At 65.7% G+C, this 18,772-nt stretch carries 17 protein-coding genes; 11 read left to right on the top strand and 6 right to left on the bottom strand.

The genetic code is table 11. The annotated features are described in order from the left end of the window. Positions 1–86: 86 nt before the first annotated feature. From aceE to lpdA, 4 genes are all read left to right on the top strand, one after another. Positions 87–2,774: a pyruvate dehydrogenase (acetyl-transferring), homodimeric type gene (aceE, locus tag EV147_RS06980; protein WP_130390379.1), complete on the top strand. Its 2,688-nt coding sequence runs from the start codon at positions 87–89 to the stop codon at positions 2,772–2,774. A 208-nt stretch (positions 2,775–2,982) separates the two neighbouring features. After that, on the top strand, positions 2,983–4,641 hold the full coding sequence (gene aceF / locus EV147_RS06975; protein WP_130390378.1) for a dihydrolipoyllysine-residue acetyltransferase: 1,659 nt from the start codon (positions 2,983–2,985) through the stop codon (positions 4,639–4,641). A gap of 60 nt (positions 4,642–4,701) precedes the next feature. Continuing rightward, positions 4,702–5,331 (top strand): Ntn hydrolase family protein, encoded by a 630-nt coding sequence (locus EV147_RS06970; RefSeq protein ID WP_130390377.1) that lies wholly within the window; start codon positions 4,702–4,704, stop codon positions 5,329–5,331. 39 nt (positions 5,332–5,370) lie between these two features. Beyond that, positions 5,371–7,164 carry a dihydrolipoyl dehydrogenase gene (gene lpdA, locus EV147_RS06965; RefSeq protein ID WP_130390376.1) on the top strand — a complete coding sequence of 598 codons (1,794 nt, stop codon included), beginning with the start codon at positions 5,371–5,373 and terminating at the stop codon, positions 7,162–7,164. Positions 7,165–7,479: 315 nt separating this feature from the next. Here lpdA and phaP1 read toward each other — a convergent pair whose 3' ends face one another. Continuing rightward, positions 7,480–8,058 (bottom strand): TIGR01841 family phasin PhaP1, encoded by a 579-nt coding sequence (gene phaP1 / locus EV147_RS06960; protein WP_130390375.1) that lies wholly within the window; start codon positions 8,056–8,058, stop codon positions 7,480–7,482. Between the two features lie 447 nt (positions 8,059–8,505). On the opposite strand from phaP1, the gene EV147_RS06955 reads away from it, so the two are divergent. From EV147_RS06955 to EV147_RS06945, 3 genes are all read left to right on the top strand, one after another. Continuing rightward, a complete protein-coding gene (locus EV147_RS06955) occupies positions 8,506–9,429 on the top strand; it encodes a histone deacetylase family protein (protein ID WP_130390374.1) in 924 nt (307 codons plus the stop codon). A 131-nt stretch (positions 9,430–9,560) separates the two neighbouring features. Continuing rightward, positions 9,561–10,019: an acyl-CoA thioesterase gene (locus EV147_RS06950; protein ID WP_130390373.1), complete on the top strand. Its 459-nt coding sequence runs from the start codon at positions 9,561–9,563 to the stop codon at positions 10,017–10,019. 14 nt (positions 10,020–10,033) lie between these two features. Next, positions 10,034–10,738, top strand: a complete 705-nt coding sequence (locus tag EV147_RS06945; protein WP_130390372.1) for a nitroreductase — start codon at positions 10,034–10,036, stop codon at positions 10,736–10,738. Positions 10,739–11,037: 299 nt separating this feature from the next. Here the strand turns inward: EV147_RS06945 and EV147_RS26460 are convergent, their stop codons facing one another. After that, on the bottom strand, positions 11,038–11,208 hold the full coding sequence (locus tag EV147_RS26460; RefSeq protein WP_407923202.1) for a hypothetical protein: 171 nt from the start codon (positions 11,206–11,208) through the stop codon (positions 11,038–11,040). Between EV147_RS26460 and pbpG the strand changes: the two genes are divergently transcribed. Then, entirely contained in the window at positions 11,195–12,196 is a 1,002-nt protein-coding gene (gene pbpG / locus EV147_RS06940) for a D-alanyl-D-alanine endopeptidase (protein WP_407923201.1), read from the top strand. The genes EV147_RS26460 and pbpG overlap by 14 nt on opposite strands. A gap of 83 nt (positions 12,197–12,279) precedes the next feature. Here pbpG and EV147_RS06935 read toward each other — a convergent pair whose 3' ends face one another. Beyond that, a complete protein-coding gene (locus EV147_RS06935; protein ID WP_130390370.1) occupies positions 12,280–13,065 on the bottom strand; it encodes an IclR family transcriptional regulator in 786 nt (261 codons plus the stop codon). Positions 13,066–13,253: 188 nt separating this feature from the next. On the opposite strand from EV147_RS06935, the gene EV147_RS06930 reads away from it, so the two are divergent. The 3 genes from EV147_RS06930 to EV147_RS06920 are packed head-to-tail and all read left to right on the top strand — an operon-like array spanning position 13,254 to position 15,690. Then, positions 13,254–13,979: a (Fe-S)-binding protein gene (locus EV147_RS06930; RefSeq protein WP_130390369.1), complete on the top strand. Its 726-nt coding sequence runs from the start codon at positions 13,254–13,256 to the stop codon at positions 13,977–13,979. Positions 13,980–14,014: 35 nt separating this feature from the next. After that, positions 14,015–15,424 carry a LutB/LldF family L-lactate oxidation iron-sulfur protein gene (locus EV147_RS06925; protein WP_130390368.1) on the top strand — a complete coding sequence of 470 codons (1,410 nt, stop codon included), beginning with the start codon at positions 14,015–14,017 and terminating at the stop codon, positions 15,422–15,424. Then, complete coding sequence (locus EV147_RS06920; protein WP_130390367.1) at positions 15,424–15,690, top strand: hypothetical protein; 267 nt, start codon at positions 15,424–15,426, stop codon at positions 15,688–15,690. The genes EV147_RS06925 and EV147_RS06920 overlap by 1 nt, the downstream gene beginning before the upstream one ends. Positions 15,691–15,752: 62 nt before the next feature. Here the strand turns inward: EV147_RS06920 and EV147_RS06915 are convergent, their stop codons facing one another. From EV147_RS06915 to EV147_RS06905, 3 genes are all read right to left on the bottom strand, one after another. Further along, a complete protein-coding gene (locus EV147_RS06915) occupies positions 15,753–16,547 on the bottom strand; it encodes an ABC transporter ATP-binding protein (protein ID WP_130390366.1) in 795 nt (264 codons plus the stop codon). Between the two features lies 1 nt (position 16,548). Next, a complete protein-coding gene (locus EV147_RS06910; RefSeq protein ID WP_130390365.1) occupies positions 16,549–17,445 on the bottom strand; it encodes an ABC transporter permease in 897 nt (298 codons plus the stop codon). A 97-nt stretch (positions 17,446–17,542) separates the two neighbouring features. Further along, the gene (locus EV147_RS06905; RefSeq protein WP_130390364.1) at positions 17,543–18,523 is read right to left on the bottom strand and encodes an ABC transporter substrate-binding protein; all 981 of its coding nucleotides are present in this window, start codon (positions 18,521–18,523) and stop codon (positions 17,543–17,545) included. Between the last annotated feature and the right edge of the window lie 249 nt (positions 18,524–18,772).

Below are 18,772 nucleotides of genomic sequence, written 5' to 3'. Positions count from 1 at the left end.
TGTGCTTCCATAGAATCGCTTCGACCGAAAGAGTGCGGGCGGGCGCCACGCGTTTGCCGCCACCGGAATTCACCAGGAGACAGTCCATGTCCGCTGTACCAGAGCAGATTCTCGGCGCCAGCAGCGCCAACGACGCCGATCCCCAGGAAACCCACGAGTGGCTGGATGCCCTGCAGGGCGTCCTGAACGCCGAAGGCGCCGAGCGCGCGGCCTTCCTGATCGACAAGCAGATCGAATACGCACGCGTGAATGGCGTGACGCAGCCGTTCCACGCCGAGACGCCGTACATCAACACGATTCCGGTGGAGCAGCAGGCCCGCATTCCCGGCGACCAGGACGTGGAGCACCGCATCCGCTCGTACACGCGCTGGAACGCCATGGCCATGGTGCTGCGCGCCAACAAGCACACCAACGTGGGCGGCCATATCTCGTCGTTCGCCTCGGCGGCCACGCTCTATGACGTGGGCTACAACCACTTCTGGCGCGCCCCGTCGGAACAGAGCGGCGGCGACCTGGTCTTCGTGCAGGGCCATTCGGCTCCGGGCGTGTACTCGCGCGCCTTCCTGCTGGGCCGCCTGACGCCCGAGCAACTGGACAACTTCCGCCAGGAGGTGGACGGCAAGGGCATCTCGTCGTACCCGCACCCGTGGCTGATGCCGGATTTCTGGCAGTTCCCGACCGTGTCGATGGGCCTGGGCCCGATCATGGCCATCTACCAGGCCCGCTTCATGAAGTACCTGGACAGCCGCGGCCTGGTCAAGGCCGGCGACCGCAAGGTCTGGGCGTTCCTGGGCGACGGCGAGACCGACGAACCGGAATCGCTGGGCGCGATCGGCATGGCCGGCCGCGAGAAGCTGGACAACCTGGTCTTCGTGATCAACTGCAACCTGCAGCGCCTGGACGGCCCGGTGCGCGGCAACGGCAAGATCATCCAGGAGCTGGAATCGGAATTCCGCGGCTCGGGCTGGAACGTGATCAAGGTGGTGTGGGGCAGCCGCTGGGACCAGCTGCTGGCGCGCGACACCAAGGGCCTGCTGATGAAGCGGATGATGGACGCCGTGGACGGCGAATACCAGACCTTCAAGGCCAAGGACGGCGCCTACGTGCGCGAGCACTTCTTCAACACCCCGGAACTGAAGGCCATGGTGGCCGACTGGTCCGACGACGACATCTGGCGCCTGAACCGCGGCGGCCATGATCCGCACAAGGTCTACGCCGCGTACAAGGCCGCCAGCGAGCACAAGGGCCAGCCGACGCTGATCCTGGCCAAGACCATCAAGGGCTATGGCATGGGCGATGCCGGCCAGGCCATGAACGTGGCCCACCAGCAGAAGAAGATGCCGGTGGACGCCATCCGCGCGTTCCGCGACCAGTTCAGCATCCCGGTGCCGGACGACAAGCTCGAGGAAGTGCCGTACCTGACCTTCGAGGAAGGCTCGAAGGAACTGGAATACATGCGCCAGGCGCGCATGAACCTGGGCGGCTACCTGCCCACGCGCCGCCAGAAGGCCGAGGCGCTCAAGGTGCCCGAGCTGTCGGCGTTCGACGCGCTGCTCAAGGCCACCGGCGAGGGCCGCGAAGTGTCCACCACGATGGCCTTCGTCCGGATCCTGAACACGCTGCTCAAGGACAAGCAGGTTGGCAAGCACGTGGTGCCCATCGTCCCGGACGAGTCGCGCACCTTCGGCATGGAAGGGCTGTTCCGCCAGGTCGGCATCTGGAACCAGCAGGGCCAGAAGTACGTGCCGGAAGACCACGACCAGCTGATGTTCTACAAGGAATCGCAGACTGGCCAGGTGCTGCAGGAAGGCATCAACGAAGCCGGCGCCATGTGTGACTGGATCGCCGCCGCCACGTCGTACTCGACGCACGGCGTGCAGATGATCCCGTTCTACATCTACTACTCGATGTTCGGTATCCAGCGTATCGGCGACCTGTGCTGGGCCGCCGCCGACATGCGCTCGCGCGGCTTCCTGCTGGGCGGTACCTCGGGCCGGACCACGCTGAACGGCGAGGGCCTGCAGCACGAGGACGGCCACTCGCATGTGTTCCACGCCGCCATCCCGAACTGCATCTCGTACGACCCGACGTTCCAGTACGAACTGGCCGTGATCATGCAGGACGGCCTGCGCCGCATGTACGCGGAGCAGGAAGACGTGTACTACTACCTGACGGTGATGAACGAGAACTACGAGCACCCGGAAATGCCGGCCGGCTCGGAGAAGGATATCGTCAAGGGCATGTACCAGTTCCGCAAGGGCGTGGAAAACAGCAACGCCCCGCGCGTGCAGCTGCTGGGTTCGGGCACGATCTTCCGCGAGGTGATTGCCGCCGCCGACATGCTCAAGAAGGACTGGGGCGTGGAATCGGACATCTGGAGCTGCCCGAGCTTCACCGAACTGGCCCGCGAAGGCCAGGCCACCGAGCGCTTCAACCTGCTGCACCCGACCGAGACGCCGCGCGAATCGTTCGTCGCCCAGAAGCTCAAGGGCGTGCGCGGTCCGGTGATTGCCTCGACCGACTACGTGCGCGCGTTCGCCGAACAGATCCGTCCGTTCGTGCCGCGCCGCTACGTGGTGCTGGGTACCGACGGCTTCGGCCGCTCGGACACCCGCGAGAAGCTGCGCCACTTCTTCGAAGTGGACCGCAACTGGGTGACGGTGGCCGCGCTGAAGGCGCTGGCCGACGAGGGCGCGATCGGCCGCGAGAAGGTGGCGGAAGCCATCAAGAAGTACAACCTCGACCCGAACAAGCCGAACCCGATGTCGGTCTGACCCCGGACTTGCACGACTGAACCCCCCGCAGCACGGCATGCCGCCGTGCCGCGGGTGCCCCCGGCTGGTCCGGCGGCGCCCGCGGCCGCTGGTGATGCGCGGCAGCGTGACAGATGCGTGAGGCCGGAGTAACCTCGCCGATTGCGTTTGTCCGTTTGTCGCCACGTCGCCAACAACCAGGGTGCCGGCTGCCCAGGAGAGACACTGAATGAGTCAAGCGATTGAAATCAAGGTGCCGGATATCGGCGACTATGACGCCGTTCCCGTCATCGAAGTGCATGTGAAGCCGGGCGATACCATCAACGCGGAAGACGCGCTGGTGACGCTGGAATCGGACAAGGCCACGATGGACGTGCCGTCGCCGCAGGGCGGCACGGTCAAGGAAGTCAAGGTCAAGGTAGGCGACAACGTGGCCGAGGGCTCGATCCTCGTGATGCTGGAGCCCGCTGGCGCCAGCGCCCCGGCGCCCGCTGCCGCTCCCGCCCCGGCGCCTGCCGCGGCGGCTCCGGCTCCGGCTGCTGCTGCACCAGCGCCCGCGCCGGCTGCCGCGCCTGCTGGTGGCGGCACCGTCGAGGTCAAGGTCCCCGATATCGGCGACTACGACGCCGTACCCGTCATCGAAGTCCACGTGAAGCCGGGCGACACCATCAACGCCGAAGACGCGCTGGTGACGCTGGAATCGGACAAGGCCACGATGGACGTGCCCGCGCCGCAGGGCGGCACGGTCAAGGAAGTCAAGGTCAAGGTGGGCGACAACGTGGCCCAGGGTACGCTGATCCTGATTCTGGAAGCTGCCGGCGCCGCAGGTGCCGCCGCCGCTTCCGCACCGGCCCCCGCGCCGGCCGCCCCGGCTCCTGCCCCCGCCGCCCCGGCTCCCGCTCCCGCCGCCCCGGCACCGGCTCCCGCCGCGGCCCCGGCCGCCGCGCCGGCCCAGGGCGTGACCGGCAAGGCCGCCCACGCCAGCCCGTCCGTGCGCAAGTTCGCCCGCGAACTCGGCGTCGATGTGGCGCGCGTGCCCGGTACCGGTCCGAAGGGCCGCATCACCCAGCAGGACGTGCAGGGCTTCGTCAAGGGCGTGATGAGCGGCCAGAGCGCCGCGCCGGCCGCCGCCGCTGGTGGCGGTTCGGGCGTGGGCCTGGACCTGCTGCCGTGGCCGAAGGTCGATTTCACGCGCTTCGGCGAGGTGGAGTCCAAGCCGCTGTCGCGCATCAAGAAGATCTCGGGCGCCAACCTGCACCGCAACTGGGTGCTGATCCCCCACGTCACCAACTGCGACGAGGCGGACATCACCGAGCTGGAAGCCTTCCGCGTGCAGATGAACAAGGAAAACGAGAAGGCCGGCATCAAGATCACGATGCTGGCATTCATGATCAAGGCCACCGTGGCGGCGCTCAAGAAGTTCCCGAACTTCAACGCCTCGCTGGACGGCGACAACCTGGTGCTGAAGAAGTACTTCAACATCGGCTTTGCCGCCGACACCCCGAACGGCCTGGTCGTGCCGGTCATCAAGGACGCCGACAAGAAGGGCGTGCTGGAGATCAGCCAGGAAATGGGCGAACTGGCCAAGCTGGCCCGCGACGGCAAGCTGAAGCCGGACCAGATGCAGGGCGGCTGCTTCTCGATCTCGTCGCTGGGCGGCATCGGCGGCACGTACTTCACGCCGATCATCAATGCGCCGGAAGTGGCCATCATGGGCGTGTGCAAGTCGTACATGAAGCCGGTCTGGGACGGCAAGCAGTTTGCGCCGCGCCTGACGCTGCCGCTGTCGCTGTCGTGGGATCACCGCGTGATCGACGGCGCCGAGGCTGCGCGCTTCAACACGTACTTTGCGGCGCTGCTGGCGGACTTCCGCCGCATCCTGCTCTAAGCAACCGCAACGCGCCCCGGCATGCCGGGGCGCCGAGAAGCAAAGTAACGGAGGCGAGCCATGACGACCTGCGTTGTCGTACGTAAGGGTGACGAGGTGGCGATCGCAGCCGATGCGCTGGTGACGTTCGGCGATACGCGGCTGTCGCGTGCCTACGAGCGCAACCAGAAGGTGATTCCCGTGGGCGAGAGCTTTGTCGCGCTGGCGGGCACCACGGCCCATTTTCCGGTCATGCGCGCGCTGCTGACGGGCATGGGCGAAGAGTGCCGGCTGATGACCCGCGACGAGGTGTTCCGAACCTTCCTCAAGGTCCATGAAAAGCTCAAGAACGAGTATTTCATCAACACCAAGGAAGACGACGACGACCCCTACGAGTCATCGCAGATCGTCTGCCTGATCGCCAATCCGGGCGGCATCTATGGCGTCTATTCCTACCGCGAGGTGTTTTCGTTCGACCGTTTCTGGGGTATCGGCTCGGGGCGCAACTATGCGCTGGGCGCGATGCACGCGGTCTATGACCTGCCGGGCATGGATGCCGGCGAGATCGCGCGGGTGGGGGTGGATGCCGGCATCGAGTTCGACAAAAGCTCGGCAGGCCCGATCGACGTGCATACGGTGAAGCTCCAGACGGAATTCCAGCAGCCCCGGCAGCCGGATGGCTCGGCAACCAACAACGACGGCGCGGCCTGAACCCCGAGGCGGGCAGGGCGCGCATCCCAGGAGGAAAGCATGAGTGTGATCGAAGTCAAGGTGCCGGATATCGGCGATTTCGACGCGGTGGAAGTGATCGAAGTGCTGGTCAAGGCCGGCGATACGGTCGAGGAAGAGCAGTCGCTGATCGTGCTGGAGAGCGACAAGGCCAGCATGGAAGTGCCGTCGTCGTCGGCCGGCAAGGTCGTGGACGTCAAGGTCAAGGTCGGGGACAAGGTAGCCAAGGGCACCGTGATCTGTACGGTGGAAGGCGGCGCGGCCGCTGCCCCGGCACCGGCCCCTGCCCCTGCGGCAGCACCGGCTCCGGCCGCGGCGCCGGCGGCGGCAGCCCCCGCTCCCGCCCCGGCACCGGCCGCTGGCAAGCACAGCGGGTCGGCCGATATCCAGTGCGACATGCTCGTGCTCGGCGCCGGCCCCGGCGGCTACTCGGCGGCGTTCCGCGCGGCCGATCTCGGCATGAACACGGTGCTGGTGGAGCGCTACGGCACGCTGGGCGGCGTCTGCCTGAACGTGGGCTGCATCCCGTCGAAGGCGCTGCTGCACAACGCGGCCGTGATCGACGAGGCCAAGGCGCTGGCCGCGCACGGCATCCTGTTCGGCGAAGCCAAGATCGACCTGGACGGCCTGCGCCACTACAAGGAAAGCGTGGTCAACAAGCTGACCGGCGGCCTGGCCGGCATGGCCAAGGCGCGCAAGGTGCAGACCGTGCGCGGCATCGGCACGTTCCTGGACCCGAACCACCTCGAAGTGCAGGAAACCGAGGGCGATGCCAAGGCGACCACGGGCAAGAAGACCGTGATCCGCTTCGAAAAGGCGATCATCGCGGCTGGCAGCCAGGCCGTGAAGCTGCCGTTCATCCCTGAAGATCCGCGCATTTTCGACTCGACGGGCGCGCTGGAACTGCGCGATATCCCGAACAAGATGCTGGTCATCGGCGGCGGCATCATCGGCCTGGAAATGGCCACGGTGTACAGCACGCTGGGCGCCCGCATCGACGTGGTGGAAATGCTCGACGGCCTGATGCAGGGCGCGGACCGCGACCTCGTCAAGGTCTGGGACAAGATGAACAAGCATCGCTTTGACAACGTGATGCTCAAGACCAAGACGGTTGGCGTGGAAGCCAAGCCGGACGGCATCTACGTCAAGTTCGAAGGCGAGGGCGCTCCCGCCGAGCCGGTGCGCTACGACGCGGTGCTGGTGTCGGTGGGCCGCACGCCCAACGGCAAGAAAATCGGCGCCGAGAAGGCCGGCGTGGCCGTGACCGACCGTGGCTTCATCGAGGTCGACAAGCAACTGCGCACCAACGTGCCGCATATCTTCGCCATCGGCGACATCGTCGGCCAGCCGATGCTGGCCCACAAGGCTGTGCATGAGGCCCACGTGGCCGCCGAAGCTGCCCACGGCGAGAAGGCGTACTTCGACGTCAAGCAGATCCCGTCGGTGGCCTACACCGATCCGGAAGTGGCTTGGGCCGGCCTGACAGAAGAGCAGTGCAAGGCACAGGGCATCAAGTACGGGAAGGGCACGTTCCCGTGGGCCGCGTCGGGCCGCGCCATCGCCAACGGCCGCGACGAAGGCTTCACCAAGCTGATTTTCGATGAGGAAACGCACCGGATCATCGGCGGCGGCATCGTCGGCACCCACGCCGGCGACCTGATCAGCGAAGTCTGCCTTGCGATCGAAATGGGCGCGGACGCGGTGGATATCGGCAAGACCATCCACCCGCACCCGACGCTCGGCGAATCGATCGGCATGGCTGCCGAAATCTACGAGGGGGTGTGCACGGACGTGCCGCCGCCGCGCAAGCGATAAGCCTTGATGGTTTGTGTCGTTGGAAAACCCGCCCCTTGGCGGGTTTTCTTCTGCCTCGAATTAATTCAATTAACCGCCGTGCTTTTGTCGCATCCGCGAAGGCCGGGACGAAAAAAATCCCGGCTGCCTGCATGCAGGGGCCGGGTTTGAATCGATACCTTTTGGATCGGCACCGAGGAGACAGCGGTACGGTGCGGGCGAGAGGGGTGCTGCGGGGGTCGCCGCCGTTGGCGGAGCGTCCTGATCGACGGGGGAGGGCGCTCGGCCAACGGACCGGCCGGAGCCGGTGCGCTGGAGTACTACGGGTGCAGAAGCTTAGGCAGCGGCCGTGGGCTTCTTGGTGGCGGTGCGAGCCGTGGCGCTGGCTTGCTGGGCAGCCTTCGAAGCAGCCGTGGCGGCAGCCTGGAAGTTGCTTTCGGCCATTTCAACGGCTTGCTTGGTGGCCTTCTGGACCGACTCGTACGCGTTGTTGGCGGCCGAGATGGCCGACTTCACGATGGCGACGGTCGATTCCGAGCCGGCCGGGGCGTTCTTGGCGAAGTTCTCGACCAGGGCCTGGACGTTCTTCGTGCCTTCGGCCAGTTGGGCTTCGGCTACCTTGGTGAACTCGCTTTGGGTTTCCGAAGCGATTTCATACAGGTGGCGGGTGTAGGCCAGGGTCTTTTCGGCAACCGGTTGCACCAGGGTGGCCTGGATGGCCAGCAGTTCCTGGGCATCCTTGGCGGACAGCGCCTTCTTGGCGTTGTCCACGTTCTCGGCGAACGTGGCCTTGACCACTTGCAGGTTCAGCTCGACCAGCTTCTCCACGCCTTCGAAGGCTTTCGAGGTCAGACCGAACAGGGTCTCGAGGTTGGCTTTTTGTGCGGCTGCAACTTGTTCCGGGGTCAGAATCATGCTGGTCTCCAGTGGTGAAACTTCAAGGTCTAGCAAATAGAAATTAAGCCGCCCAGATGTCAGAGCCATGACTGATTGGAGCCTGGCTAGCCCGAGCGTATATCCGTATGTTTGTCGGCACCGCCTTCGGCCGGGGCTCCGGTCCGGGGCTTTGATGCGCCGCAACAATTCCAATTCTAAGAAAACGACGATGGGTGTCAAGCGGTTTTTGTGCATCGCACAAAAAATAGGCCATGGAAGGGGCTGGCAAGGGCAGGTTGCTCCACGTAAGGGCGACCGGCAAGGGTAAATACCGAGTCGGCATCGTGGTGCGATGCGGGAGAAACACCCGTTTGAAGCGGAAATTCTCAGCCCCGTCGCGACGGTGCTACCATCGCTGACTGCCCGGTCGGGGAATGGTGCGAAGGCGTCACCCTGGCCGCGCTGCCCGATCACGCCCCCGATTCCATGTTTGCCTTCTACGCCGACCATTTCGTCTTGCCGCTGCCTGCTGGCCATCGGTTTCCGATGCGCAAGTACAGCATGCTGCGCGACGCCGTGGTGCGCGAGGTGCCGGGGCTGACGCTGCACGAAGCGCCGCGCGCCGATGACAGCGATCTGGCGCTGGCCCATACGGCGGCCTACATCGCCGATGTCTCGTCAGGTCAGCTCGACGCGGCACGCCAGCGGGAGATCGGATTTCCGTGGTCGCCCGAGATGGTGGAGCGTTCGCGGCGCTCCGCCGGGGCGACGATTGCCGCGTGCCAGGCGGCGCTGACGCAGGGCATCGCCGTGAACCTGGCCGGCGGCACCCATCACGCCTATGCCGACAAGGGCGGCGGCTTCTGCGTGTTCAACGATGCGGCCATCGCGGCGCGGCGCCTGCAGCGCGATGGCGCCGTGCGCCGCGTGGCCGTGATCGATCTCGACGTGCACCAGGGCAACGGCACCGCGTCGATCCTGCGCGACGACCCGAGCATCTTCACGCTCTCGCTGCACGGCGAGAAGAACTATCCGTTCCGCAAGGAGGCGAGCGATCTCGACGTGGGCCTGCCCGACGGCTGCGACGACGCCACCTACGCCGCCGCGCTGGCCGGGGCGCTCGACACGCTCGCGGCACGCTTCGCCCCCGATCTGCTGATCTATCTGGCCGGCGCCGATCCGCACGAGGACGACCGGCTCGGCCGGCTGCGCCTGACCATGGCCGGGCTGGCGCGGCGTGACGCGATGGTGTTCGATTTCGCCGCCGCGCGCCGGCTGCCGATCGCCGTGGCGATGGCCGGCGGCTACGGCAACCAGATCGAAAACACCGTGGCCGTGCACACGCAAACGGTCACGCTTGCCGCGCAGTATCACCGTCGCCTGGCCTCGCTTTCGGTCGAAGCGTCATGATTTTGTTGCATTCATCTCAAAAAGTTTGGAACCTTGCGGCGTACCGTGCGCTCATACGACCTCTCGTGTGGCGGCGGCAACGCTATCAACCCGCCGCTTCCGGCGTTGCAGTCTGACCGATTCCCATCCCGATGAAGCCCGAACCTGCTCACCGTTCCACGTACGCGCATTTCCAGCCGATCACCACGCGTTGGATGGATAACGATGTCTATGGCCACGTCAACAACGTTGTCTACTACAGTTATTTCGATACCGTCGTGAACACGTACCTGATCAAGGCGGGCGTGCTCGACATCGAGGCGGGCAGCACCATCGGGCTGGTCATCGAGACGCAGTGCAACTACTTCTCGTCGCTGACGTTCCCTGACACGGTCGTGGCCGGGCTGCGCGTGGCGAAGCTCGGCAATTCGAGCGTGCGCTACGAGGTGGGGCTGTTCAGCAACGACGACGAGACGGCCGCCGCGCAGGGCCATTTCGTGCACGTCTACGTGGACCGCGAGACGCGCCGGCCCGTGCCGTTGCCGCAGGCGCTGCGCCACGCGCTGGAGCAGCTGGTCGTGGGCCAGCCCGAAGCCATCAACCAGCATTGAGGAGACCGCCAGGCATGTCGACTTCCCCGAATTCCGCCGAGGCAGCCTGCGTCGATCGCGCCATCACCACCCGCCGTTCGGTGCGCGCGTTCCTGGATACGCCGGTGCCGCGCGAGACCATCGAGGACATCCTGGCCGTGGCCAGCCGCGCGCCATCGGGCACCAATACGCAGCCGTGGAAGGTCTACGTGCTGTCGGGCGACGCCAAGGCGCGCTTCTGTGCCGACGTGCTGGCCGCCTACGACGATCCCGAGCGCGACACCAAGTACCGCGAGGAGTATCCGTACTATCCGCGCGAGTGGGTCGACCCGTATCTGTCGCGCCGCCGCAAGGTGGGCTGGGACCTGTACAGCCTGCTCGACATCCGCCGCGAGGACAAGGCGCGCATGCACGAGCAGCACGCGCGCAATTTCCGGTTCTTCGACGCGCCGGTGGGCCTGATCTTCACGATCGACCGGATCATGGAGCAGGGGAGCTGGCTCGACTACGGCATGTTCCTGCAGAGCATCATGGTGGCGGCCCGCGCGCGTGGCCTCGACACCTGCCCGCAGGCTGCCTTCACCCAGTTTCACCGCATCATCAAGGATCAGCTGCGGCTGACCGATGAGGAAATGGTGGTCTGCGGCATGTCGCTCGGCTATGCCGATCCCGGCGCCACGGCCAACCAGTTGACCACCGACCGCGAGCCGGTGAGCCGATTTGCACGATTTTTAGCCTGATTCTTGCTCAAACGTCTCATTTGTATCGAACGACAGTCAAATGACAACCGATATGCTGGCTGAGGCGTTTTCGGGCAGCACGACGAGGTAATTTGTTGTATTTGAGGTAGCGGAGGAATGACTTAAACGGCTCTTTTTCCACATTGTGGAAATGTTTGCAAATTCAACTTTAACGAGCCGTTGTAAGTCATTAATCTTGCTATGAATTTCTTAATTTTCTAAACTAGCGCCATTCCGCCCCGCGCTGAGCAGACAATGTTCCGGACCGAATCCTTTATGTCCCGACTCTTCGGCCTTCCTCAACTGAGCGCCTTTGCCACCACGGCACTGGTGTCGGTTGCCCTGATGACCGCCCCGGTTACGTACGCAGCGACGAAGTCGACTGCGGCGAAATCTTCGGTCAAGAAGACCGAAAAAGTCGCAAAATCGTCTAAATCCGCCAAACCATCAAAGAAGGTGGCTGCGGCCAAGGCCGCGCCCTCGGCAAGGAAGGTCATTGTCGTCAAGAACGGCAAGCGCACCGTCGTGGCCAGCCGTGCCGCGCCAGTGCGGGCGGCATTCGTGCCGTCCAAGCCTTCGCTGGGCGAGGCCATGGGCCTGCGCGATACCGACGACGCCCTGTCGTTGCGTTCGTCAGTGGCCCTGGTGATGGACCAGAACACCAACGAGGTGCTGTTCCAGAAGAATTCCACGGCGGTGCTGCCGATTGCCTCGATCACCAAGCTGATGACGGCGCTGGTGGTCATGGACTCGCGCCTGCCGATGGACGAGATGCTGACGGTGACCGAGGATGACCGCGACACCGAGAAGCACAGCAGCTCGCGCCTGCGCTTCGGCACCACGCTGACGCGCCACGAAATGCTGCTGCTGGCGCTGATGTCGTCGGAGAACCGTGCGGCGTCCGTGCTGGGCCGCAGCTATCCGGGCGGCCTGCCGTCGTTTGTCAGCGCCATGAACAAGAAGGCGCGCGAACTGGGCATGAACGACAGCCATTTCGTCGATTCCAGCGGCCTGTCGAGCAGCAATGTGTCGAGCGCCATGGACCTGGCCCGCCTGGTCAACGCCGCCTACCGCAATCCCACGATCCGCGAGTTCTCCACGCAGACCGAGCACGAAGTCAACGTGCTGGGCCGCTCGCAGCATTACGTGAGCACCAACCGCCTGGTGCGCGGCGGCAACTGGGAGATCGGCCTGCAGAAGACCGGCTATATCTCCGAGGCCGGCCAGTGCCTGGTGATGCAGACGCGCGTCAACGATCGCAATGTGGTGATGGTCTTCCTGGATTCGGTGGGCAAGCTGTCGCGCTTTGCCGATGCCACGCGCGTGCGTAGCTGGCTCGAACACCAGCCCCCGACGGCAGGGGGCCAACCGCGCCCTTTTCCGTCCACGCCGAATCTTACTCAGGGTCCTAGATCGCCGACGGCGATGCTGGTGTCGGCGCACGCGCACGGCACCTGAAGGCAACGTGCGCCCATGAAAAACGCGCCGGAGGGTGAGCCTCCGGCGCGTTTTTTTGTGCCTCGCCGCAGCGCGGCGCCGGGTCAGATCGCCGTCTCGGGCACGTAGCCCATGCCGCGCGAGATCTGCAGCGCCGTGTCCTTGAGGTTCTGCAGCCAGCTGTCCTGCAGCCGGTCGGCCGGGGCCGAGAGCGACAGTCCGGCCACGAGCCGGCGCGAATCGTCGTAGATGCCGGCGGCGATGCAGCGCACGCCCAACTCCAGTTCCTCGTTGTCGCGCGCATAGCCGTTCGAGCGCACCCAGCTCAGCTCGCGTTCCAGCCGCGCGATCTCGGTGATCGACGTGCGCGTGTGGCCCGCCAGGCCGGTGCGCGTGGCGTAGTTGCGCACGCGCGGCGCCTCGTCGGCGGCCAGGAACAGCTTGCCCACCGAGGTCAGGTGCAGCGGGGCGCGGCCACCGATGGCGCGCACCACCTGCATGCCCGAACGCTCGCTGTAGGCGCGCTCGATATAGACGATCTCGTCGCCCTGGCGTACCGACAGGTTCACGGTCTGGCCGGTGACGCGGTGCAGCGCGCGCATCGGCGCCAGCGCCGCATCGCGCACCGACAGCCGTGCCTTCACGAGGTTGCCCAGTTCCAGCAGCCGCATGCCGAGCCGGTAGCTGCCCGGATCGGAACGGTCGACGAAACGGCACGCCACCATATCGTTGAGGATGCGGTGGGCCGTGGAAGGGTGCAGGCCGGTGGCCAGCGACAGCTCCTTCAGGCTGACGGGGTCCGCGTGCTGGGCCAGCGCGTCCAGCAGGGTCATCATGCGCTCGATCACCTGGATCGAGGTCTTGCCAGGTGTCTTGTCTGCTTCTGCCATATGGGAAATGTTGCCGTGCGGCAAAAATTAAGCGTTTGCCTGATTCTATCTCGCATTGTGAAAATTTCAACTGGTGAAATGCGATTCCCGGTATTTCGGTACGGTCAATGCGTGAAGACACACGCCCGCAGCGGGCGGCGGGGCAGGCATAATTGCGAGGTTTCCGGGTCTGGAATAAAGGTTCTACGATGCGAATCGGACTGTTCGCCACCTGTCTGGTGGACCTCATGCGTCCCGAAATCGGGTTCTCGGTGCTCAAGCTGCTGGAATCGGCGGGGTACGAGGTGATGGTGCCCGAGGCGCAGACCTGCTGCGGACAGCCCGCCTACAACTCCGGCGAGCGCGCGGTCTCGCGCGACCTGGCCGAGAAATTCCTGCGCGAGTTCGAGATCTTCGATTACGTCGTCATCCCGTCGGGTTCCTGCGGCGGCATGATTCTGCATCACTACCACGACCTGCTGCGCGACGATCCCGAACTGCACGGCCGCTACGAGCGCCTCCGCGAGCGGGTCTTCGAGCTGACCGATTTCCTGGTCAACGTGGCGCAGGTGGATGCCCTCGACTCCGGCTTTACCGGCCACGTGACCTATCACGACTCCTGCTCGGGCCTGCGCGAACTCGGCGTCAAGCAGCAGCCGCGCGCGCTGCTGGGCAAGCTGCCGGGCGTGCAACTGACCGAAATGAAGGATTGCGAGGCGTGTTGCGGCTTTGGCGGCACATTTTCGGTCAAGTACGGCAATATCTCGACGGCCATCGTCGACGAGAAGTGCGCCAACATCCAGGCCAGCGGCGCCGATGCGGTGGTGCTGGGCGACCTGGGCTGCATCCTCAATATCGAAGGGCGCCTGCGGCGATCTGGCGATGCGCGCACGCGCGTGCTCCATATCGCGCAGGTGCTGGCGGGCGACGCCTGACGCCGCCACGCCGTCTACACATCGGAGCCTCCACGATGCAAGTCCACAGCATGGAATTCAAGGCGCGCGCCGGCCAGAAGCTGGCCGACCAGCGCCTGCAGCAGAACCTCAAGAAGCTGTCGACCAAGTTCGTCACGGCCCGCGCCGACGCGATCCGCGACATCGATTTCGATGCCACGCGCGCCGCGCTCAAGGAGCGCCGCAACCGCGCGCTGGAGAACCTCGACGTCTGGCTTGCCAAATTTGAAGAAAATGCGACGAAGCGGGGGGCCACGGTGCTGTTCGCCGAGACCACCGCCGACGCCGCCCGGCTGGTGGGCGAGATCGCGCAGAAACACGGCGTGAAGAAGGTCATCAAGAGCAAGTCGATGGTGACCGAGGAAATGCGCCTGAACCAGGTGCTGGGCGAGATGGGCGTGCAGAGCATCGAGACCGATCTCGGCGAGTACATCCTGCAGATCAACGACGCCGAGCCGCCGTCGCACATCATTGCGCCGGTGATCCACAAGGACAAGGACGAGATTGCCGACCTGTTCGCCCGCGTCCACAACAAGCCGCGCCTGACCGACATTCCCGAGATGACGCGCGAGGCGCGCGAGGTGCTGCGGCCGGAATTTCTGTCCGCCGACATGGGCGTGACGGGCGGCAATTTCATCATCGCCGAGACCGGCTCGGTGGCCGTGGTGACCAACGAAGGCAACGAGGGCATGTGCACGATCATGCCGCGCGTGCACGTGGCCGTGACCGGCATCGAGAAGGTGCTGCCGACGCTGGAGGATCTGGCCACGGTGATGCGCCTGCTGCCGCGCTCTGCCACGGGGCAGGCGATCTCGAACTATTTCTCGCTGCTGACCGGCCCGCGCGCCGCGGGGGAGCAGGACGGCCCCGAGCACATGTACTTCGTGCTGGTCGATGGCGGCCGTAGCGGGCTGATCGGCGGCGAGTTCCAGGAGATGCTGCGCTGCATCCGCTGCGGCGCCTGCATGAACCATTGCCCGGTGTACCAGAAGATCGGCGGGCACGCCTATGGCTGGGTCTACCCCGGCCCGATGGGCAGCGTGCTGACGCCGAGCTACGTGGGGCTGGCCAATGCCGTGGACCTGCCGCAGGCGGCCACGCTGTGCGGCGAATGCAATCGGGTCTGCCCGGCGTCGATCCCGCTGTCCGACCTGCTGCGCAAGCTGCGCGAGAAGCAGATGGAACGCGGCCTGCGTCCGTGGCAGGAGCGCATGGCGCTGCAGGTCTGGGGCTATGTGGCACGGCGTCCTGATCTCTATGCATTCGTCACGCGCCTTGGAGCGCGCTTGATGGCGCGCATGGGTGGACGCGGCAAGCTGATCTCCCGATTGCCGATGGCCGGCCGCGGCTGGACCGATACGCGGGACATGCCGGCCCCGAGCGGCCGCACGTTCCGAGAACTTTACAAAGAAAGGAGGGCGCGTTGATGGGCGCCAATCAAACTACGCTGGCTGCCATGCGGCAGGCCCTGGATGCCCATGTCGCCGGCCAGTTGCCGGTTGGCGAACTGATCGCGCAGTGGCGCGCCTCGGCGGCGTCGCTGACGCTGCCGCCGGTCTTCGGGCAGGCGATGGAGGAATTACTACGCCGGATGGAGATGTCCGCGGTGTTCGCGCAAGACAGCTGCTCGTTCTCGAGCACGGCAGTGACGGATCAGTTGGGGAAGTGGCTGGAGAAGGCGGGGAAAGCTTGAAAGAGATGTAATGTGCCGCCGGTTTTCTCCCCTCTCCCGCATGACGGGAGAGGGGCGCAGTTTCAGCTCAGCAGCAACGCATCATCATCCAGTTGCTCATGCCGGGTCTGCTCGAACATCTTCAGCAGATCGGGCACGTCGAGCCCCTTGCGCTGGTCGCCCGAGACGTCGAGCACGACCTGGCCCTGGTGCAGCATGACCGTGCGCTGGCCGTAGTCGAGCGCCTGGCGCATCGAGTGCGTCACCATCATCGTGGTCAGCTGGCTTTCCTCGACGATGCGCGCGGTCAGTTCCAGCACGAATGCGGCGGTCTTGGGGTCCAGTGCGGCCGTGTGCTCGTCGAGCAGCAGGATGCGCGACGGCTGCAGCGATGCCATCAGCAGGCTCACCGCCTGGCGCTGGCCGCCCGAGAGCAGGCCGATGCGGTCGGTCAGGCGGTTTTCCAGGCCCAGGTTCAGCAGCCGCAGCTTGTCGCGGAACAGTTCGCGCGACGCCTTGTTCAGCGCCGGACGGAAACCGCGCCGTGCGCCGCGCGCCATGGCCAGCGCCATGTTTTCCTCGATCGTCAGCGCCTCGCAGGTGCCCGCCATCGGGTCCTGGAACACGCGCGCCACGAGGTGGGCGCGATCCCAGGCCGGCTGGCGCGTGACATCGGTGTCGTCGATCAGGATGCGGCCGCTGTCGACCATCGTGTCGCCGCTGACGGCGTTCAGGAAGGTTGACTTGCCGGCGCCGTTCGAGCCGATCACGGCCACGAACTGGCCGGCCGGGATCTCCAGGCTCAGGCCGCGCAGCGCGCGGTTCTCGATCGGGGTGCCCGGGTTGAACGTGAGCTTCAGGTTTTCAGCGCGCAACATCTCAGGCACCTCCGGTCTTGCGGGCGAACAGCTTCTTGCGCGTGGCCGGCAGCACCAGCGCCAGCGTCACCAGCGCGGCGGTCACCAGGTTCAGATCCTGGGCCTTGAGGCCGATGAAATCGGAGTTCAGCGCCAGCGCGATGAAGAAGCGGTAGAGGATGGCGCCGAGCACGACCGCCAGCGTCACGTAGACCAGCCGGCGCGCCGGGATGATGGTTTCGCCGATGATCACGGCCGCCAGGCCGATCACGATCGTGCCGATGCCCATCGAGATATCGGAGCCGCCCTGGGTCTGGGCGAACAGGGCGCCGGCCAGTGCCACCAGCGCATTCGACAGCGCCATGCCGGCCAGCGTGGCGCGGCCCGTGGGCACGCCCTGGGCGCGCGCCATGCGTGGGTTGGCGCCGGTCGCGCGCATGGCCAGGCCGAGCTGCGACGAGAAGAACCAGTCCAGCGCCAGCTTGGCGAGGATCACCACCACGAACAGGATCAGCGGCCGCAGCACGTAGTCGGGCAGCCATTCGGGCTGCAGGATCGTGAAGATCGTCGGCTCGGTGATCAGCGGCACGTTGGGCCGGCCCATGATGCGCAGGTTGACCGAGTACAGCGCGATCATCATCAGGATACTGGCCAGCAGATCCATGATCTTGAGCCGCACGTTGAGCCAGCCCGTGACGAAGCCGGCCATGGCGCCGGCGACGATCGCCACCACGGTGGCGAGGAACGGGTCCTGGCCGGCGGAAATCAGCGTGGCCGCCACGGCGCCGCCCAGCGGGAAGCTGCCGTCGACGGTCAGGTCGGGGAAGTTGAGGATGCGGAACGAGATCAGCACCCCGAGCGCCACGAGGCTGAAGATCAGGCCGATCTCCAGGGCGCCCAGCAGGGAAAACAGGGACATGGGGGGAATCCTTTGCAGGCCGTCCGGCGGCCCGGGTAGGGCCACGGGGGCGCTTGGCGCCGCGCGCCGCAGGGTAGGGCGCGCGGCGCGGCGGGTCTTACTTGATGACGGTCTTGGCTTCCTTGACCAGGTCCGGCGCCAGCGTCACGCCCTGCTTGCCGGCAGCGGCGGTGTTGACGAACAGTTCCAGGTTGTCGGAAGTCTGCGAGGCAATCGTGCCGGGCTTCTCGCCCTTCAGGATGCGCACCACGACCTTGCCGGTCTGGTGGCCCAGGTCGCCGTAGTTGATGCCGAGCGCGGCCACGGCGCCACGCTTGACACTGTCGGTGTCGGCGGCCACCAGCGGGATCTTCGACTCGTTGGCCACCTTGACCAGCGATTCGTAGGCCGAGACCACGTTGTTGTCGGTGTTCGTGTAGATCACGTCGACCTTGCCGATCAGGCTCTTGGCGGCCGGGCCGATGTCGACGGTACGGGGCGCGGCGGCCTCCTTGAGCGACATGCCCTGCCTGGCCAGCAGTTCCTTGAGTTCCTTGACCACGACCACCGAGTTGGCTTCGCCGGGGTTGTAGACCATGCCGACGGTCTTGGCATTGGGCACCACGCGCTTGATCAGCGTGACTTGCTTGTCCAGCGGCAGCTTGTCCGAGACGCCGGTCACGTTGGTGCCCGTGGCGGTCCAGCCCTTCACCAGCTGGGCGGCCACCGGATCGGTCACGCCCGAGTACACCACGGGCACCGACTTCGTGGCGGCCACCACGGCCTGCGCCGACGGCGTGGCGATGGCGACGATGGCGCTCGGCTGGTCGCCCACAAACTTGCGGGCGATCTGGGCGGCCGTGCCCGGGTTGCCCTGGGCGCTCTGGTACTCCCACTTCAGGTTCTTGTCGGCGTCGTAGCCGGCGGACTTCAGCTCGTCGCGCACGCCGTCGCGGATGGCGTCGAGGGCCGGGTGATCCACGATCGACAGGACCTTCACGGTGGCCGTCTGGGCCTGCACGGCGCCGCCGTAGAGCAGGGCCAGCGCTACCGCGCTGCCGAGGATGGTCTGGGTGGTGGATGCCTTGAGACGCAGCATGTAATTGTTCTCCCCCGAAGAATCGGTGCTATCAGTCAGCCGCAAGCGGTACGCGCGCCCGTCCTCCGGGCGACCACGTACACGGAAATGCGTGCTGCATGACGGCCCGGCGGTTCGAGGCGAACGCTGCGCGCCCGGCGGCAGGTGCAGGCGCGCGCGTAGCCGCATCGGATGCGACGGCGCGAAGCCTGCGAGGATACCATTTTCAGGGGGTGGGTGGCTTGCTTTTAGTGCTGCAGAGCGGCATAT

The organism is Cupriavidus agavae (assembly GCF_004217045.1).
In the GTDB taxonomy this organism is placed as follows: Bacteria; Pseudomonadota; Gammaproteobacteria; order Burkholderiales; family Burkholderiaceae; genus Cupriavidus; species Cupriavidus agavae.
Note: the sequence above shows the minus strand (reverse complement) of the source record. Positions and strands in the feature narration are given on the sequence as shown.

Excerpts from the sequence above, each read along its gene's own strand:
- lpdA (WP_130390376.1), top strand. The coding sequence starts at position 5,371 with ATGAGTGTGATCGAAGTCAAGGTGCCGGATATCGGCGATTTCGACGCG.
- EV147_RS06930 (WP_130390369.1), top strand. The coding sequence starts at position 13,254 with ATGCGAATCGGACTGTTCGCCACCTGTCTGGTGGACCTCATGCGTCCC.
- EV147_RS06910 (WP_130390365.1), bottom strand. The coding sequence starts at position 17,445 with ATGTCCCTGTTTTCCCTGCTGGGCGCCCTGGAGATCGGCCTGATCTTC.
- aceF (WP_130390378.1), top strand. The coding sequence starts at position 2,983 with ATGAGTCAAGCGATTGAAATCAAGGTGCCGGATATCGGCGACTATGAC.
- EV147_RS06935 (WP_130390370.1), bottom strand. The coding sequence starts at position 13,065 with ATGGCAGAAGCAGACAAGACACCTGGCAAGACCTCGATCCAGGTGATC.
- EV147_RS06955 (WP_130390374.1), top strand. The coding sequence starts at position 8,506 with ATGTTTGCCTTCTACGCCGACCATTTCGTCTTGCCGCTGCCTGCTGGC.
- EV147_RS06925 (WP_130390368.1), top strand. The coding sequence starts at position 14,015 with ATGCAAGTCCACAGCATGGAATTCAAGGCGCGCGCCGGCCAGAAGCTG.
- EV147_RS06970 (WP_130390377.1), top strand. The coding sequence starts at position 4,702 with ATGACGACCTGCGTTGTCGTACGTAAGGGTGACGAGGTGGCGATCGCA.
- EV147_RS06945 (WP_130390372.1), top strand. The coding sequence starts at position 10,034 with ATGTCGACTTCCCCGAATTCCGCCGAGGCAGCCTGCGTCGATCGCGCC.
- EV147_RS06905 (WP_130390364.1), bottom strand. The coding sequence starts at position 18,523 with ATGCTGCGTCTCAAGGCATCCACCACCCAGACCATCCTCGGCAGCGCG.
- EV147_RS06950 (WP_130390373.1), top strand. The coding sequence starts at position 9,561 with ATGAAGCCCGAACCTGCTCACCGTTCCACGTACGCGCATTTCCAGCCG.
- aceE (WP_130390379.1), top strand. The coding sequence starts at position 87 with ATGTCCGCTGTACCAGAGCAGATTCTCGGCGCCAGCAGCGCCAACGAC.
- phaP1 (WP_130390375.1), bottom strand. The coding sequence starts at position 8,058 with ATGATTCTGACCCCGGAACAAGTTGCAGCCGCACAAAAAGCCAACCTC.
- EV147_RS06920 (WP_130390367.1), top strand. The coding sequence starts at position 15,424 with ATGGGCGCCAATCAAACTACGCTGGCTGCCATGCGGCAGGCCCTGGAT.
- EV147_RS06915 (WP_130390366.1), bottom strand. The coding sequence starts at position 16,547 with ATGTTGCGCGCTGAAAACCTGAAGCTCACGTTCAACCCGGGCACCCCG.